The organism is Escherichia albertii, assembly GCF_028622335.1.
Taxonomy (GTDB): Bacteria; Pseudomonadota; Gammaproteobacteria; order Enterobacterales; family Enterobacteriaceae; genus Escherichia; species Escherichia albertii.
The window spans coordinates 1,969,684-1,985,543 of the sequence record NZ_CP117568.1; the positions used below are offsets into that span (position 1 = coordinate 1,969,684).

Annotated in this window: 12 protein-coding genes; 9 read left to right on the top strand and 3 right to left on the bottom strand. The window is 49.2% G+C overall.

Annotation, left to right across the window (positions count from 1 at the left end):
• Nucleotides 1-372: 372 nt before the first annotated feature.
• The 3 genes from xdhA to xdhC are packed head-to-tail and all read left to right on the top strand — an operon-like array spanning nt 373 to nt 4,035.
• A complete protein-coding gene (gene xdhA / locus PS053_RS09615; RefSeq protein ID WP_000388094.1) occupies nt 373-2,670 on the top strand; it encodes a xanthine dehydrogenase molybdenum-binding subunit XdhA in 2,298 nt (765 codons plus the stop codon).
• 10 nt (nt 2,671-2,680) lie between these two features.
• A complete protein-coding gene (gene xdhB, locus PS053_RS09620; protein WP_000459210.1) occupies nt 2,681-3,559 on the top strand; it encodes a xanthine dehydrogenase FAD-binding subunit XdhB in 879 nt (292 codons plus the stop codon).
• Nucleotides 3,556-4,035: a xanthine dehydrogenase iron sulfur-binding subunit XdhC gene (gene xdhC / locus PS053_RS09625; protein WP_256878863.1), complete on the top strand. Its 480-nt coding sequence runs from the start codon at nt 3,556-3,558 to the stop codon at nt 4,033-4,035. Before xdhB ends, xdhC begins: the two co-directional genes overlap by 4 nt.
• Nucleotides 4,036-4,072: 37 nt before the next feature.
• On the opposite strand, the gene PS053_RS09630 is transcribed toward xdhC, so the two are convergent.
• Entirely contained in the window at nt 4,073-5,848 is a 1,776-nt protein-coding gene (locus tag PS053_RS09630; RefSeq protein ID WP_000417827.1) for a sigma-54 interaction domain-containing protein, read from the bottom strand.
• Between the two features lie 477 nt (nt 5,849-6,325).
• Here PS053_RS09630 and ygeW point away from each other — a divergent pair, with 477 nt between their 5' ends.
• Genes ygeW through arcC form a run of 5 tightly spaced genes read left to right on the top strand, consistent with a single transcriptional unit; the run spans nt 6,326 to nt 12,453 of the window.
• A complete protein-coding gene (gene ygeW / locus PS053_RS09635; protein ID WP_024165344.1) occupies nt 6,326-7,513 on the top strand; it encodes a knotted carbamoyltransferase YgeW in 1,188 nt (395 codons plus the stop codon).
• 58 nt (nt 7,514-7,571) lie between these two features.
• Complete coding sequence (gene dpaL / locus PS053_RS09640; protein WP_000110494.1) at nt 7,572-8,768, top strand: diaminopropionate ammonia-lyase; 1,197 nt, start codon at nt 7,572-7,574, stop codon at nt 8,766-8,768.
• 55 nt (nt 8,769-8,823) lie between these two features.
• Nucleotides 8,824-10,035 carry a YgeY family selenium metabolism-linked hydrolase gene (locus PS053_RS09645; RefSeq protein WP_001107129.1) on the top strand — a complete coding sequence of 404 codons (1,212 nt, stop codon included), beginning with the start codon at nt 8,824-8,826 and terminating at the stop codon, nt 10,033-10,035.
• A 52-nt stretch (nt 10,036-10,087) separates the two neighbouring features.
• The gene (gene hyuA / locus PS053_RS09650; protein ID WP_025238435.1) at nt 10,088-11,473 is read left to right on the top strand and encodes a D-phenylhydantoinase; all 1,386 of its coding nucleotides are present in this window, start codon (nt 10,088-10,090) and stop codon (nt 11,471-11,473) included.
• Nucleotides 11,474-11,520: 47 nt separating this feature from the next.
• On the top strand, nt 11,521-12,453 hold the full coding sequence (gene arcC, locus PS053_RS09655; protein ID WP_000037981.1) for a carbamate kinase: 933 nt from the start codon (nt 11,521-11,523) through the stop codon (nt 12,451-12,453).
• A 224-nt stretch (nt 12,454-12,677) separates the two neighbouring features.
• Here arcC and yqeB read toward each other — a convergent pair whose 3' ends face one another.
• Both yqeB and yqeC read right to left on the bottom strand, forming a co-directional pair.
• A complete protein-coding gene (gene yqeB, locus PS053_RS09660; RefSeq protein WP_001020393.1) occupies nt 12,678-14,303 on the bottom strand; it encodes a selenium-dependent molybdenum cofactor biosynthesis protein YqeB in 1,626 nt (541 codons plus the stop codon).
• Nucleotides 14,304-14,350: 47 nt separating this feature from the next.
• A complete protein-coding gene (gene yqeC / locus PS053_RS09665) occupies nt 14,351-15,121 on the bottom strand; it encodes a selenium cofactor biosynthesis protein YqeC (protein WP_000835682.1) in 771 nt (256 codons plus the stop codon).
• Nucleotides 15,122-15,226: 105 nt separating this feature from the next.
• Here yqeC and mocA point away from each other — a divergent pair, with 105 nt between their 5' ends.
• Nucleotides 15,227-15,805, top strand: a complete 579-nt coding sequence (mocA, locus tag PS053_RS09670; protein ID WP_001272836.1) for a molybdenum cofactor cytidylyltransferase — start codon at nt 15,227-15,229, stop codon at nt 15,803-15,805.
• The last annotated feature ends 55 nt before the right edge of the window (nt 15,806-15,860 follow it).

Below are 15,860 nucleotides of genomic sequence, written 5' to 3' on the forward strand. Positions count from 1 at the left end.
TCTCAAAAAACAAGACGCTATATCATAGCAGCCACCCGCCAGATCCCCAATCCATTGCTCTGGAACATCTCCTGTACAATGCTCGTTTTGTTATTGAATCTCTTTTCGATTAACCACAGACCAACAAAAACGATAAATACAATTTTCAGATAATGCCCAAAGTTTATTTATCACAATGATTTTTATCACGCTCATATTGATACGATCTCCCCTTTTTCATTACTGATAAAATCACATCATCTCCGTCGTTTTTTTAACGACATCACACTTCCCTCCTCACCTCACGCTTATAGTCGTTTCTGGCGTAATTCTTGCCTGCATTACCTCAATCATTGCCATTAAGAATGAAATATTCAAACCAAGGGGATTTTAATGGAAGCGCGGGAAGCTACCGCTACAGGTGAATCATGCATGCGCGTAGATGCTATTGCCAAAGTCACCGGGCGGGCACGATATACAGATGATTATGTTATGGCAGGCATGTGCTACGCGAAATATGTACGTAGTCCAATTGCACATGGTTATGCCGTGAGTATTAACGATGAAGAAGCCAGAAACTTACCTGGTGTGCTGGCCATTTTCACCTGGGAAGATGTGCCTGACATTGCGTTTGCCACAGCAGGACATGCATGGACTCTGGATGAAAATAAACGTGACATTGCCGATCGCGCCTTGTTAACTCGTCACGTTCGCCACCATGGCGATGCAGTTGCTATCGTCGTTGCCCGTGATGAACTCACGGCAGAAAAAGCAGCACAACTTGTGCATATCGAATGGCAAGAATTACCCGTCATTACTACGCCAGAAGCGGCACTTGCAGAAGATGCTACGCCAATTCATAGCGGTGGTAATTTGCTAAAACAAAGCGCGATGTCGACAGGTAATGTCCAGCAAACAATCGACGCGGCAGATTACCAGATTCAGGGGCACTATCAGACGCCGGTCATTCAACATTGCCATATGGAAAGCGTAACATCGCTGGCATGGATGGAAGATGATTCACGAATTACGATCGTTTCCAGCACTCAAATCCCGCATATTGTTCGCCGGGTTGTTGGTCAGGCACTGGATATTCCCTGGTCGTGCGTGAGAGTGATTAAACCGTTTGTCGGCGGTGGTTTTGGTAATAAGCAAGATGTGCTGGAAGAGCCAATGGCGGCATTCCTGACCAGTAAGCTTGGCGGCATTCCGGTGAAAGTTTCGCTTAGCCGCGAAGAGTGTTTCCTGGCGACTCGTACCCGTCATGCCTTCACCATTGATGGGCAGATGGGGGTGAACCGCGACGGTACGTTAAAAGGTTATAGTCTGGATGTTCTGTCCAACACTGGTGCCTATGCCTCGCACGGTCATTCCATTGCCTCTGCGGGCGGTAATAAAGTCGCTTATCTTTATCCTCGTTGCGCCTACGCTTACAGCTCAAAGACCTGCTATACCAACTTACCCTCGGCTGGCGCGATGCGTGGCTATGGCGCGCCGCAAGTGGTATTTGCTGTCGAATCACTACTTGATGACGCCGCCGAAGCACTAAATATCGACCCGGTAGAAATACGTTTACGCAATGCAGCCCGCGAAGGTGATGCCAATCCACTCACGGGCAAACGCATTTACAGTGCCGGATTGTCTGAGTGTCTGGAAAAAGGACGTGAAATCTTTGAATGGGACAAGCGTCGTGCAGCATGCCAGAAGCAGCAAGGCAATCTGCGCCGCGGCGTTGGCGTAGCCTGCTTTAGTTACACCTCAAACACATGGCCCGTCGGTGTTGAAATTGCTGGCGCACGCTTATTGATGAACCAGGATGGAACCATCAATGTCCAGAGTGGGGCCACAGAGATCGGCCAGGGTGCCGATACAGTATTCTCACAGATGGTCGCTGAAACCGTAGGTGTTCCCGTCAGCGATGTACGCGTGATTTCAACGCAAGATACCGATATTACACCGTTTGACCCAGGCGCATTTGCTTCACGCCAGAGTTATGTCGCCGCACCGGCATTACGCAACGCAGCACTGTTGTTGAAGGAGAAGATCATTGCCCACGCTGCAGTGATGCTGCATCAATCAGCAATGAATCTGACGCTGATAAAAGGCAATGTCGTTCTGGTTGAAAGACCGGAAGAGCCATTGCTATCGCTAAAAGAGCTGGCGATGGATGCTTTTTATCATCCTGAGCGCGGCGGGCAACTTTCTGCGGAAAGCTCAATAAAAACGACGACGAACCCGCCAGCATTTGGCTGCACTTTTGTCGATCTGACGGTTGATATTGCGCTGTGTAAAGTGACCATCAATCGCATCCTCAACGTCCATGATTCGGGTCATATTCTTAACCCGCTGCTGGCTGAAGGTCAGGTACACGGCGGAATGGGAATGGGCATTGGCTGGGCGCTATTTGAAGAGATGATTATCGACGCTAAAAGTGGTGTGGTACGTAACCCGAATCTGCTGGATTACAAAATGCCGACCATGCCAGATTTGCCACAACTGGAAAGCGCGTTTGTCGAAATTAGTGAGCCGCAATCCGCATATGGACATAAGTCACTGGGTGAACCGCCCATTATTCCTGTCGCCGCGGCGATTCGTAATGCGGTGAAAATGGCCACCGGTGTTGCAATCAATACACTGCCGCTGACACCAAAACGGTTGTTCGAAGAATTCCATCTGGCAGGATTGATTTGAGGAAAACATCATGTTTGATTTTGCTTCTTACCATCGCGCGACCTCAATTGCCGATGCCATCAACCTGCTGGCTGACAATCCGCAGGCCAGACTGCTCGCTGGCGGCACTGATGTGCTTATCCAGCTCCACCATCACAATGACCGTTACCGCCATATTGTTGATATCCACAATCTGGCGGAACTGCGGGGAGTTACGCTGGCGGAAGATGGCGCGCTACGAATCGGTTCAGCGACAACATTTACCCAGCTCATTGAAAATCCGTTAACACAGTGTCATCTTCCGGCGTTATGTGCCGCAGCTTCGTCAATTGCCGGACCGCAAATCCGTAACGTCGCGACCTACGGTGGTAATATTTGCAACGGCGCCACTAGCGCAGACTCTGCCACACCAACGCTGATTTATGACGCAAAGCTGGAAATTCATTCGCCACGCGGGATCCGCTTCGTCCCAATAAACGGATTTCATACCGGACCAGGCAAAGTTTCTCTTGAACACGATGAAATCCTGGTCGCATTCCACTTTCCCCCCCAACCGAAAGCACACGCTGGTAGCGCACACTTTAAATATGCTATGCGTGACGCAATGGATATTTCAACCATTGGTTGCGCCGCCCATTGCCGACTGGATAACGGCAACTTCAGCGAGTTGCGTCTGGCATTTGGCGTTGCCGCACCAACGCCGATTCGTTGCCAGCATGCAGAACAGGCTGCGCAAAATGCACCATTAAACCAACAAACGCTGGAAGCCATCAGCGAATCAGTCCTGCAAGATGTTGCCCCACGTTCTTCCTGGCGGGCAAGTAAAGAGTTTCGTCTGCATCTCATCCAGACGATGACTAAAAAAGTGATTAGCGAAGCCGTCGCCGCGGCGGGGGGGAAATTGCAATGAATCACAGCGAAACGATTACCATCGAATGCACCATTAACGGGATGCCTTTTCAGCTTCACACCGCGCCAGGCATGCCGCTCTCGGAACTACTTCGCGAGCAAGGACTGCTTAGTGTCAAACAAGGTTGTTGCGTGGGCGAATGTGGTGCCTGTACGGTGCTGGTTGACGGCACCGCGATAGACAGTTGTTTATACCTGGCGGCCTGGGCTGAAGGAAAAGAGATCCGCACTCTGGAAGGTGAAGCGAAAGGCGGCAAACTATCCCATGTCCAGCAGGCTTATGCGAAATCCGGCGCAGTGCAATGCGGGTTTTGTACGCCGGGCCTTATTATGGCTACCACGGCAATGCTGGCGAAACCACGCGAGAACCCATTAACCATTACGGAAATTCGTCGCGGCCTGGCAGGGAATCTGTGCCGTTGCACAGGATATCAAATGATTGTAAATACGGTTCTGGATTGCGAGGAAACAAAATAAGAGATATCCGGCCTGAATTCAGGCCGGATTTTTACTGTCATGCGTCCAGCAATTCATATTTTTTTATCTTACGATAGAGGGTTGCAATACCAATTCCCAGTTCATCTGCGACTTGCTTTTTACTGTTATGACGTGAAAGCGCCTCGCGAATCATCTGTTTTTCCATCTCCTCCAGAGCAGTGCCGCCTGCATCATCTAATGCCAAATGCGCTTCACTGGCTTCTGCTCCTTCAGCTTGTTCCGTACTGATATTCAGCAGATTTGGCGGCAGAAGTGTACTGTCAATGACCTCGCCTGAAGGAACAACGTTAACCAGATATTCCATCAAATTGCTTAACTCGCGCAAATTCCCCGGCCAGCGATGCTTACGTAATAACTCAACAACATCAGGGGCAATGCCCGGGTAAACCGACCCCAGGCGACGCGTATGCAGATGTAAGAAGTAATGGACCAGTAATTCAATATCTTCCTGACGCTCACGCAACGGAGGCAGAGTTAACGGAATAACATTCAAGCGATAGAAAAGATCTTCACGAAATTTACCTTCAGCAATAAACTGGGCCAAATTCTGATTAGTTGCAGAAATAATACGGATATCGACCTGTATCGGACTGCTGGCGCCAATCGGCAGGATCTCTCGCGCTTCAATGGCCCGCAACAATTTTGCCTGCAGCATTAACGGCATATCGCCAATTTCATCAAGAAATAGCGTTCCCGTGTTCGCCGCCTGAATCAACCCGGTTTTACCATTGGCAGAAGCGCCAGTAAATGCGCCTTTGACATAACCGAACAATTCGCTCTCCAGCAACTGCTCTGGGATCGCCGCACAGTTAATAGCAATAAAGGGCTTGTTCCGCCGCCCACTCAACTTATGGATAGCACGGGCGACAACTTCTTTCCCAGTTCCGCTTTCTCCTACGACCATAACACTCGATGGGCTGGGCGCGATGCGACTAATGAGCCGTTTTAATTGCCGCATCACTCTACATTCCCCCACCAGTTGTTCAATATGCGGTTCGTCAGTAGCATTTGCCACAGAAAAACTGCTATGGGACTGGTGAAATGCCATTAAAAATAGTTGTCGTCCCTGGATGTTATGCAACTGACCAATAATCAATTCACTTTTATCATCCCACGAGACAATATGTTGCATATGCCCATGGGTAAAATTACTCTCAAATGTTAATGGCCTGAAACGGATAGGTTTCCCAATGATATTATTTTGCACGACACCAAGCGTTTTTAATGCCGTCTGGTTAACAAACTGAACCCGATTTTCCTCATCAATAACTAATACACCTTGATCCATATTATCGATCATAGTGGCGAATATTTTACTGATGTTATCTCCTGGCCCCTGATCCTCCAGAAGTTTTGAAACAAAAATAGTGGATATATGGCGAACGTAATCAGAGAACTCGCGCAAATTATCACTGATATGTTCTTGTTGCTCATGGGTAACAGCAATCAAACTTATCACCCCGACACAGCGATCCTGTAAAATTACAGGCGTACCAAGAAATGCTTTTTCACGGCAACTGTCTTTACTGTCGCAACCTTCGCAAAGAGGATCGAAGCGAGACTGTGTCACAACCTTTTCGGTTTTGGTTTCGAGGACATAGCGGAGCAAGCGTGAGTTGCCGCTCAGCTGGCGGCCAAGAAATTTCCCATACGCGCCGGTTCCAGCGACGCGACACAAGTTTTCATCAACGATCTCAACCTCAAGCTGCAAAACGCTGGCAAGCATTCTGGCAAAACGCTGAATTGTTGGTTGAATTTGCATCAATACTGACTGCGTAGTAGCAAGCTCCATAGCTTTACCTTCCAGAATCACTTAATAGTCGATCATTGAAGACGTTGATGGTTCACAGATCATGATGATATTAACTCAGGCGAATTTTGCTTTGATAAAAACATAAGATTTTTATCACTTTCTAATGAAATTATGGAAGAGATATCACATTTCTATATCAATATGAGAATCACGTAGGGGAGTTTATCAAACTGACGAGGGATAACCTGTCCCGTTATCTTATTTCTGATAATTAGCAGCAAATAAATAACACTATAAAAAAAGCCAAACGTTTTCGTATTTTCTGATGAATATGAGGATGGCATCAATTTGTGATCAAACCCACATATTACCTGTCAAATTAGCATTTCGCTTCTGCGTGGATAATTCTGGCATGTTTATTGTTAGTTCCGGGTATAGCTGTGAAAACACCAATCATTTGGCACGTCACAGTGAAATAAACCACTTTGCCTGTCATTCCACTACCGGGACTTTATGATGAAAACTGTTAATGAGCTGATAAAGGATATCAATTCGCTGACCTCTCACCTGCACGAGAAAGATTTTTTGCTAACGTGGGAACAGACGCCAGACGAACTGAAACAAGTACTGGACGTTGCCGCAGCGTTAAAAGCACTGCGTGCTGAAAACATCTCAACCAAAGTCTTTAACAGTGGATTAGGTATTTCCGTATTCCGCGATAACTCCACTCGTACCCGCTTCTCTTACGCTTCCGCACTTAACCTGCTCGGCCTTGCACAACAGGATCTCGACGAAGGTAAGTCACAAATTGCTCACGGCGAAACCGTTCGCGAAACCGCCAATATGATCTCCTTCTGCGCCGATGCAATCGGGATCCGTGACGATATGTATCTGGGTGCGGGCAACGCCTATATGCGTGAAGTTGGCGCGGCGCTCGATGATGGTTATAAACAAGGTGTACTGCCACAGCGTCCAGCTTTAGTTAACCTGCAATGCGATATTGACCACCCGACTCAGTCTATGGCTGACCTGGCATGGTTACGTGAACACTTTGGTTCACTGGAAAACCTGAAAGGTAAAAAAATCGCCATGACCTGGGCTTATTCCCCAAGCTACGGCAAACCACTCTCTGTTCCTCAGGGCATCATCGGCCTGATGACCCGCTTCGGTATGGATGTCACTCTGGCCCATCCAGAAGGTTACGACCTGATCCCAGATGTCGTTGAAGTCGCTAAAAACAATGCTAAAGCATCCGGCGGCAGCTTCCGTCAGGTCACCAGCATGGAAGAGGCATTCAAAGATGCAGACATCGTTTATCCGAAATCATGGGCGCCTTACAAGGTGATGGAAGAACGTACTGAACTGCTGCGCGCTAATGATCATGAAGGTCTGAAAGCACTGGAAAAACAGTGTCTGGCACAGAACGCACAACACAAAGACTGGCATTGCACAGAAGAAATGATGGAACTGACCCGCGACGGTGAAGCCCTGTATATGCACTGCCTGCCAGCCGATATCAGCGGCGTATCCTGCAAAGAAGGTGAAGTCACTGAAGGCGTATTCGAAAAATATCGTATTGCAACCTACAAAGAAGCTAGCTGGAAGCCATATATCATCGCCGCGATGATCCTTTCTCGTAAATATTCAAAACCAGGCGTACTGCTCGAACAACTGCTGAAAGAAGCGCAAGAACGCGTGAAATAACCCCCTTGAGCCGATCGACAGGTCGGCTCTCTATTTCCAGAGGCCAAAAGGATAGGATATGTCCGTTTTCTCATTGAAGATTGATATCGCCGATAACAAATTTTTCAACGGCGAAACATCACCGCTCTTTTCGCAAAGCCAGGCAAAACTGGCGCGCCAGTTCCACCAGAAAATCGCTGGCTATCGCCCAACGCCGCTTTGCGCGCTGGACGATCTCGCAAACCTTTTTGGTGTGAAGAAAATTCTCGTTAAGGACGAATCAAAACGATTCGGTCTTAACGCCTTCAAAATGCTCGGCGGTGCGTATGCCATCGCTCAGTTACTGTGCGAAAAATATCATCTTGATATCGAAACACTGTCATTTGAGCACCTGAAAAATGCCATCGGTGAAAAAATGACATTCGCCACTACTACTGATGGCAACCACGGACGCGGTGTGGCATGGGCTGCACAGCAACTCGGTCAGAATGCGGTGATTTATATGCCGAAAGGTTCCGCTCAGGAGCGCGTCGACGCCATTCTGAACCTGGGAGCCGAGTGTATCGTCACTGATATGAACTATGACGATACCGTTCGCCTGACGATGCAACACGCACAGCAACACGGCTGGGAAGTGGTGCAGGATACCGCCTGGGAAGGCTACACAAAAATCCCAACCTGGATCATGCAAGGTTATGCCACTCTGGCGGATGAAGCCGTTGAGCAAATGCGTGAAATGGGTGTAACGCCGACTCATGTTCTGCTGCAAGCCGGCGTCGGTGCGATGGCCGGCGGAGTGCTGGGTTATCTGGTCGATGTCTATAGCCCACAAAATCTGCACAGCATTATTGTTGAACCTGACAAAGCTGACTGTATTTATCGTTCTGGCGTCAAAGGCGACATCGTCAACGTTGGCGGCGATATGGCCACTATCATGGCAGGCCTGGCCTGCGGCGAACCTAACCCGCTGGGCTGGGAAATCCTGCGTAACTGCGCCACCCAATTCATTTCCTGCCAGGACAGCGTTGCCGCATTAGGTATGCGCGTGCTGGGTAATCCGTATGGCAACGATCCGCGCATCATCTCCGGTGAATCTGGCGCTGTTGGTTTAGGCGTTCTTGCGGCAGTTCATTATCACCCACAACGTCAAAGCCTGATGGAAAAACTGGCGCTGAACAAAGATGCCGTGGTGCTGGTTATCAGCACGGAAGGCGACACCGACGTGAAGCACTACCGCGAAGTTGTCTGGGAAGGCAAACACTCTGTAGCACCTTAATCACCCTATTGGAACTGCTCTTCGCAAAACGGGGAGTAAAAACTGGAGAAAAATAATGGCTAAGAATATTCCATTCAAACTGATTCTTGAAAAAGCAAAAGATTACCAGGCAGACATGACTCGCTTTCTGCGCGATATGGTTGCGATCCCCAGCGAAAGCTGTGACGAAAAACGCGTAGTGCATCGTATTAAAGAAGAGATGGAAAAAGTCGGCTTCGACAAAGTTGAAATCGACCCGATGGGCAACGTTCTCGGTTATATCGGCCACGGCCCACGTTTGGTTGCGATGGACGCACATATCGACACCGTTGGTATTGGTAACATCAAAAACTGGGAATTCGACCCGTACGAAGGTATGGAAACCGATGAACTTATCGGCGGTCGTGGTACTTCCGACCAGGAAGGTGGCATGGCGTCTATGGTTTATGCCGGTAAGATCATTAAAGACCTCGGTCTGGAAGACGAATACACCCTGCTGGTAACCGGTACAGTACAAGAAGAAGACTGCGACGGCCTGTGCTGGCAGTACATTATTGAACAATCCGGCATTCGCCCGGAATTTGTGGTCAGTACAGAACCAACTGATTGCCAGGTATACCGTGGTCAACGCGGTCGTATGGAAATTCGCATTGACGTTCAAGGTGTTAGCTGCCACGGCTCTGCACCAGAACGCGGAGATAACGCTATTTTCAAAATGGGCCCGATTCTTGGCGAATTACAAGAACTGTCCCAACGTTTGGGCTATGACGAATTCCTTGGCAAAGGCACTCTGACCGTTTCCGAAATTTTCTTCACCTCTCCAAGCCGCTGCGCCGTAGCAGACAGTTGTGCAGTCTCTATTGACCGCCGTCTGACCTGGGGCGAAACCTGGGAAGGCGCGCTGGACGAAATCCGCGCCCTGCCGGCTGTGCAGAAAGCGAATGCCGTCGTTTCTATGTACAACTACGACCGCCCGTCCTGGACGGGTCTGGTTTACCCAACTGAATGCTACTTCCCGACCTGGAAAGTGGAAGAAGATCACTTCACCGTTAAAGCGCTGGTCAATGCCTATGAAGGTCTGTTTGGCAAAGCTCCGGTTGTTGATAAGTGGACCTTCTCTACTAACGGCGTCTCCATCATGGGTCGCCACGGCATTCCGGTTATCGGCTTTGGTCCGGGTAAAGAACCGGAAGCACACGCACCAAACGAAAAAACCTGGAAATCTCATCTGGTGACCTGTGCCGCTATGTACGCTGCAATCCCGTTAAGCTGGCTGGCAACAGAATAATTATTCGTCACTTATTCCCCTCCGGTTCGCCGGAGGGGTTCTGGAGTTTGCTATGCGCGTATTGATTAAAAACGGCACAGTAGTTAACGCTGATGGACAATCAAAGCAGGATTTGTTGATTGAAAGCGGTATTGTTCGCCAGTTGGGCAACGATATTTCGCCGCAGCTCCCCTGTGAGGTCATTGATGCCGCGGGTTGTTATGTTTTCCCTGGCGGCGTGGATGTCCATACACATTTCAATATTGATGTCGGTATTGCACGCAGTTGTGATGATTTTTTTACCGGTACCCGCGCAGCCGCGTGTGGCGGTACAACAACCATTATTGACCATATGGGGTTTGGCCCGAACGGATGTCGGTTACGCCATCAACTGGAAGTTTATCGCGGTTATGCCGCCCATAAAGCAGTCATCGACTACAGCTTTCATGGCGTTATCCAGCATATTAATCACGCCATTCTTGATGAAATTCCAATGATGGTCGAAGAAGGGCTTAGCAGTTTCAAACTCTATTTAACCTATCAATACAAACTCAACGATGACGAAGTGTTGCAAGCGCTACGTCGTTTGCATGAATCCGGCGCACTAACTACCGTGCACCCGGAAAATGACGCGGCAATTGCCAGTAAGCGAGCGGAGTTTATCGCCGCCGGGCTAACCGCACCGCGCTATCACGCATTGAGCCGACCGTTAGAGTGCGAAGCAGAAGCTATCGCCCGGATGATCAACCTGGCGCAGCTTGCCGGTAATGCCCCACTTTATATCGTTCATCTGTCTAACGGTTTAGGCCTGGATTATCTACGTCTTGCCCGTGCGAATCACCAGCCTGTCTGGGTGGAAACTTGCCCGCAATATCTCCTGCTGGACGAACGCAGTTACGATACAGAAGATGGAATGAAGTTCATTCTTAGTCCGCCGCTACGCAATGTTCGCGAACAAGACAAACTGTGGTGCGGTATCAGCGATGGCGCGATTGACGTCGTCGCGACTGACCACTGCACCTTCTCAATGGCCCAACGCCAGCAAATCTCCAAAGGCGACTTCAGCCGTTGCCCAAATGGCTTACCCGGGGTGGAAAATCGCCTGCAATTGCTATTTTCCAGCGGCGTAATGAGCGGACGCATTTCGCCTGAACGTTTTGTGGAATTAACCAGCGCGATGCCCGCCAGATTATTTGGTCTGTGGCCGCAAAAGGGATTATTGGCGCCAGGTTCTGATGGCGACGTAGTGATTATCGACCCACGTCAGAGCCAACAAATTCAGCATTGTCATCTCCACGACAACGCCGACTACTCTCCCTGGGAGGGCTTTACCTGTCAGGGAGCAATTGTCAGAACGCTATCTCGTGGTGAAACGATCTTCTGTGACGGCAACTTTACAGGCAAAGCCGGACGTGGCCGTTTTCTGCGACGCAAACCGTTTGTCCCTCCCGTGATCTAACCACTGCCAGGGATCTATACACAATCAAGAATGATGAGTGAGGAAAAATGAGTAAGAAAATTGTTCTCGCCCTGGGCGGGAATGCGCTGGGCGACGATCTGGCCGGACAAATGAAAGCGGTGAAAATTACGTCTCAGGCAATTGTCGATTTGATTGCCCAGGGACATGAGGTCATCGTCACACACGGTAATGGACCGCAGGTGGGTATGATTAACCAGGCATTCGAAGCTGCCGCGAAAACTGAAGCACACTCGCCGATGCTGCCAATGTCTGTCTGTGTCGCCTTAAGTCAGGGCTATATTGGTTACGATCTGCAAAACGCCTTACGGGAAGAATTGCTTTCTCGTGGCATTAATAAACCCGTTGCGACTCTGGTTACCCAGGTCGAAGTCGACGCTAACGATCCCGCGTTCCTCAATCCGACGAAACCAATCGGTTCATTCTTTACCGAACAAGAAGCAGAGCTACTGACAAAACAAGGCTATACCCTGAAAGAAGATGCCGGTCGCGGCTATCGTCGTGTAGTCGCTTCACCGAAACCAGTTGATATCATTGAGAAAGAAACGGTAAAAGCGTTGGTGGACGCAGGCCAGGTTGTGATTACCGTTGGTGGTGGTGGTATTCCTGTGATTCGTGAAGGTAACCATCTACGCGGCGCCAGCGCAGTTATTGATAAAGATTGGGCCAGCGCCCGTCTGGCAGAAATGATCGATGCTGATATGTTGATAATCCTTACCGCCGTCGAAAAAGTGGCAATTAACTTTGGCAAAGAAAATGAACAATGGCTGGACCGCCTGTCATTGGCTGATGCAGAACGCTTTATCGAAGAAGGTCATTTTGCGAAAGGCTCTATGCTACCGAAAGTAGAAGCTGCCGCATCATTTGCTCGCTCTCGTGCAGGCCGCGAAGCACTGATTACCGTATTGAGCAAAGCGAAAGAAGGGATTGAAGGCAAAACCGGAACAGTGATTTGCCAGTAATTTAAAGGTCGGATGACGATGCCATCCGGTCAAAGACTGTTAACAAAGTGCGCTTTGTTGATGCCGGATGCGGCGTGAATGCCTTATCCGGCCGACAAAACATCGTAAGTTCAATACATTGCAATACTATTGATTGTAGGCCTGATAAGCGTAGCGCATCAGGCATATTTGGCGTTTGTCATCACTCTCTGGCCGGGTAGGTAATACCATCCGGCCAATTTCATTTAAGCCACTTCCAGCACTTCTTTTGTTGCTTTAACGCCCTGATGCATCAGCATCATTAACGCCTCCAGCACACCGCCGCCAATAGCTCTGGCTTTATCAGAAACGCTGGTGAAATCAGCCGTTTCACCACGGGGATCGATATCACCAATTTTAAAGCCGCCGACCACAGCCAGTCCGTCGTTCAGCAATCCACGCACCATTCCCGTCAACGGTGCTTTAATTTCATGCTCGCCAATCCAGGCAATGACATCGCCCTCTTTAACCAGATCGCCCAATTTCACGTTCGAACGCATAATGCCCGCAGCCGGAGCGCGGATCACTCGCCGGGTGGTATGCCCCATAATATTGCCGGGAACGCCGGTGTTCTCCTGCGCACAACCGGAATAAATGACTTGACCAAGCCAGTGCCCGCGATTTGTTTCAATCACCGCATGGCAATCTTTACCTGCGGTAAAACCAGGCCCAAGCGCAATTGTCACTGGCGCCATATCTGCCCGCGTACCCAAATTCTGTTTCGCCAGGATAGCGTCCACCACACAAAGGGGATTTAACTCATCAAGCAGTGAACAGGCAGGATCCACCATCACCGGAATAACCCCTCGTTCAGTCAACGTCATTGCTTCCACGGAGGTCTGAGCCAGACGGGCTGTAACGCCTTCAACTGTCATTTCACCGTCAAATACGGCCTGAGCAAACGCCACGGAGCAGCGAATCACAGTTGGTTTTTCCACTTCTAACATGATCACTTTGAAGCCAGCATGATACAGACGCAGAGCCACGCCAGTTGCAATATCGCCTGCCCCACGAATCACCACACGTTGATGTCCAGAAGGATGTGAAGGTTTCATCATCAGCCCTCCTGGCGCGTTATTTTTCACCTGTAATATTTCTGCCAGCACGCTGATGGCGATCTCCTGTGGCGTTTCCGCACCAATGTTGTAGCCAACTGGCGCATGTAAACGGGCAATATGATCTTCTGAGACGCCTTTCTCGCGTAACTGGCGCAAGAAAAGCTGAACCTTACGGCGACTGGCCAGTAAACCCAGCCATGCAATGGGTTGTTCAATGAGTTTGTCGAGGGCTTCACGATCCTGATTATTGGTGGCAATCAGGACAAAATTATCAGGGCGAATCTCCAGTGCCTCCACTGCCGCGCCAAACGACTCAGCGTGTAGAAGCGTAGTTGATGGTGGGAAAAGTTCGGGGTTCAGACTTTCGCGATAAATATCGGCAACGGCGATATCAAATCCTAATAATGCAGCACTCTGGGCAATCGCCCGGTTAACATGTCCTGCGCCGATCAACACCAAACGTGGCCGCATCCCATGTACGCTGATGAATACTGACATTGCGCCTCCGCAATCTGACCCGACGGCATCCGCGCCGTTACGAGCCATGCGCCCATGGAATAATCGCGGCTTACGTTCCTGCAATGCCTGTAGCGACTCTTCAATCACTTTACGCTCAACCATTCCACCACCAATTGTGCCGACGATAGAACCATCGGCGCGCACTAACATTTGTGCAGAATGGCGGGGAGTGGAGCCTCGGCTATCAACAATTTGCGCCATCGCAAACGGACAATTTTGCTCTTCGAGTTTTGCAGCCTCTGTGAAAATATTCATACCAACCTCAATCGATATCCATTCAGTAACCCGGAGTACCCTGGCCGCTAATTCACAAATCTGCGCGCGATTGCAGGAAATTCTTGTATATCGCCCAGCCAGATTGCCTCTACGTCATGTTGTTGCAGCGGCTTAAGTAGCTCACTTTGCGCAATCGCATTCTCACAATGAGAAAAACGGTTAATGAACCAGACCCGCCGACAGTCTTGCGGTACGTTTTTAAATGCGCCCAACGGGTGGCGAACCAACGTAACGAGATCGCTCAGTTGCAAGGTGGTACCCGGCGTCAGCCCGGTAATGTCGGCAAACTGCGGCCAGCGATGGACATTTTCTGCGCCTATTTTCTCGCCCAGTAAGAGCCCGCTCATCACAGCAATCACGCAGCAACTGCTTTGCGGTATGCAAGGTTCATGCTCATCCGGCGCTTTTAAGGGCATTCCACGCGAACCATCTGCCTCAACGAGAATCACGTCACATTCCGGGCGCTGTGTCAGCGCATCAATGGCCTCTGGTGCAAATCCTTTGGCTTTCCCCTGCGTCGCTTTCCAGTGGTGAAAACAAAATGAAACAGGCGATGAGAGAGACGTTCGAGGAAGCATTGCGGGATCACGGCAGAAAATCACGGGCCAGGTGGACTCTGGCAAAAACATATGTGTCGTTGTGGTGATTAAAACGCGCCTACCGCCAGACTGAAATAACTGCGCCAGCCAAAAAAGCAGACTGGTTTTCCCTCCAGCGCCAACAACGGAAATGACGGTAGGACGTTTCTGCGCGCCTAAATCAATAAACAATGCAGCCGGGTCAATTATACTTTTCACGAGACTTTATGAACCTCTCTGGGGTAAATTAGCCTCACCACGTCATTTATTTGGAAGTGACTAAATTTCCAGACGTTATTAACCAATATAAATAATGGAAGCACTATGTCAGCTATCGACTGTATAATTACTGCTGCCGGATTATCATCTCGAATGGGGCAATGGAAAATGATGTTACCCTGGCAACAGGGAACAATTCTTGATGCAAGTATCAAAAATGCGTTGCAGTTCTGTAGCCGAATTATTTTAGTTACGGGTTATCGTGGTAATGAACTGCATGATCGCTATACGAACCATAGTAATATTATTATTATCCACAACCCAGACTATGCGCAGGGGTTACTGACCTCGGTAAAAGCGGCAGCATCAGTAGTACAAACAGAATTTTGTTTTCTCACCCATGGTGATATGCCCACTATTAACAGTGATATATTCCGAAAAATCTGGGCATTGCGTAACAATGGGGCAATACTTCCTTTGCACAAGGGGATCCCCGGCCATCCGATTTTAGTGTCAAAATCATGCCTGATGCAGGCAGTTCAACGACCTAACATTAGCAATATGCGTCAATCATTACTCATGGGCGAACATTATTCCGTCGAAATAGAAAATGAAGAAATAATTTTAGATATTGATACCCCAGACGACTTTATTAATGCGCAAAAAAGGTATACTAAAATTTAGCAACTCCAGTTAAACGATTGCGTTCAAATATTTAAACGGCTCAAAGCGCTTTTAT

Excerpts from the sequence above, each read along its gene's own strand:
- PS053_RS09630 (WP_000417827.1), bottom strand. The coding sequence starts at position 5,848 with ATGGAGCTTGCTACTACGCAGTCAGTATTGATGCAAATTCAACCAACA.
- xdhA (WP_000388094.1), top strand. The coding sequence starts at position 373 with ATGGAAGCGCGGGAAGCTACCGCTACAGGTGAATCATGCATGCGCGTA.
- xdhC (WP_256878863.1), top strand. The coding sequence starts at position 3,556 with ATGAATCACAGCGAAACGATTACCATCGAATGCACCATTAACGGGATG.
- xdhB (WP_000459210.1), top strand. The coding sequence starts at position 2,681 with ATGTTTGATTTTGCTTCTTACCATCGCGCGACCTCAATTGCCGATGCC.
- yqeB (WP_001020393.1), bottom strand. The coding sequence starts at position 14,303 with ATGAATATTTTCACAGAGGCTGCAAAACTCGAAGAGCAAAATTGTCCG.
- PS053_RS09645 (WP_001107129.1), top strand. The coding sequence starts at position 8,824 with ATGGCTAAGAATATTCCATTCAAACTGATTCTTGAAAAAGCAAAAGAT.
- hyuA (WP_025238435.1), top strand. The coding sequence starts at position 10,088 with ATGCGCGTATTGATTAAAAACGGCACAGTAGTTAACGCTGATGGACAA.
- mocA (WP_001272836.1), top strand. The coding sequence starts at position 15,227 with ATGTCAGCTATCGACTGTATAATTACTGCTGCCGGATTATCATCTCGA.
- dpaL (WP_000110494.1), top strand. The coding sequence starts at position 7,572 with ATGTCCGTTTTCTCATTGAAGATTGATATCGCCGATAACAAATTTTTC.
- arcC (WP_000037981.1), top strand. The coding sequence starts at position 11,521 with ATGAGTAAGAAAATTGTTCTCGCCCTGGGCGGGAATGCGCTGGGCGAC.
- ygeW (WP_024165344.1), top strand. The coding sequence starts at position 6,326 with ATGAAAACTGTTAATGAGCTGATAAAGGATATCAATTCGCTGACCTCT.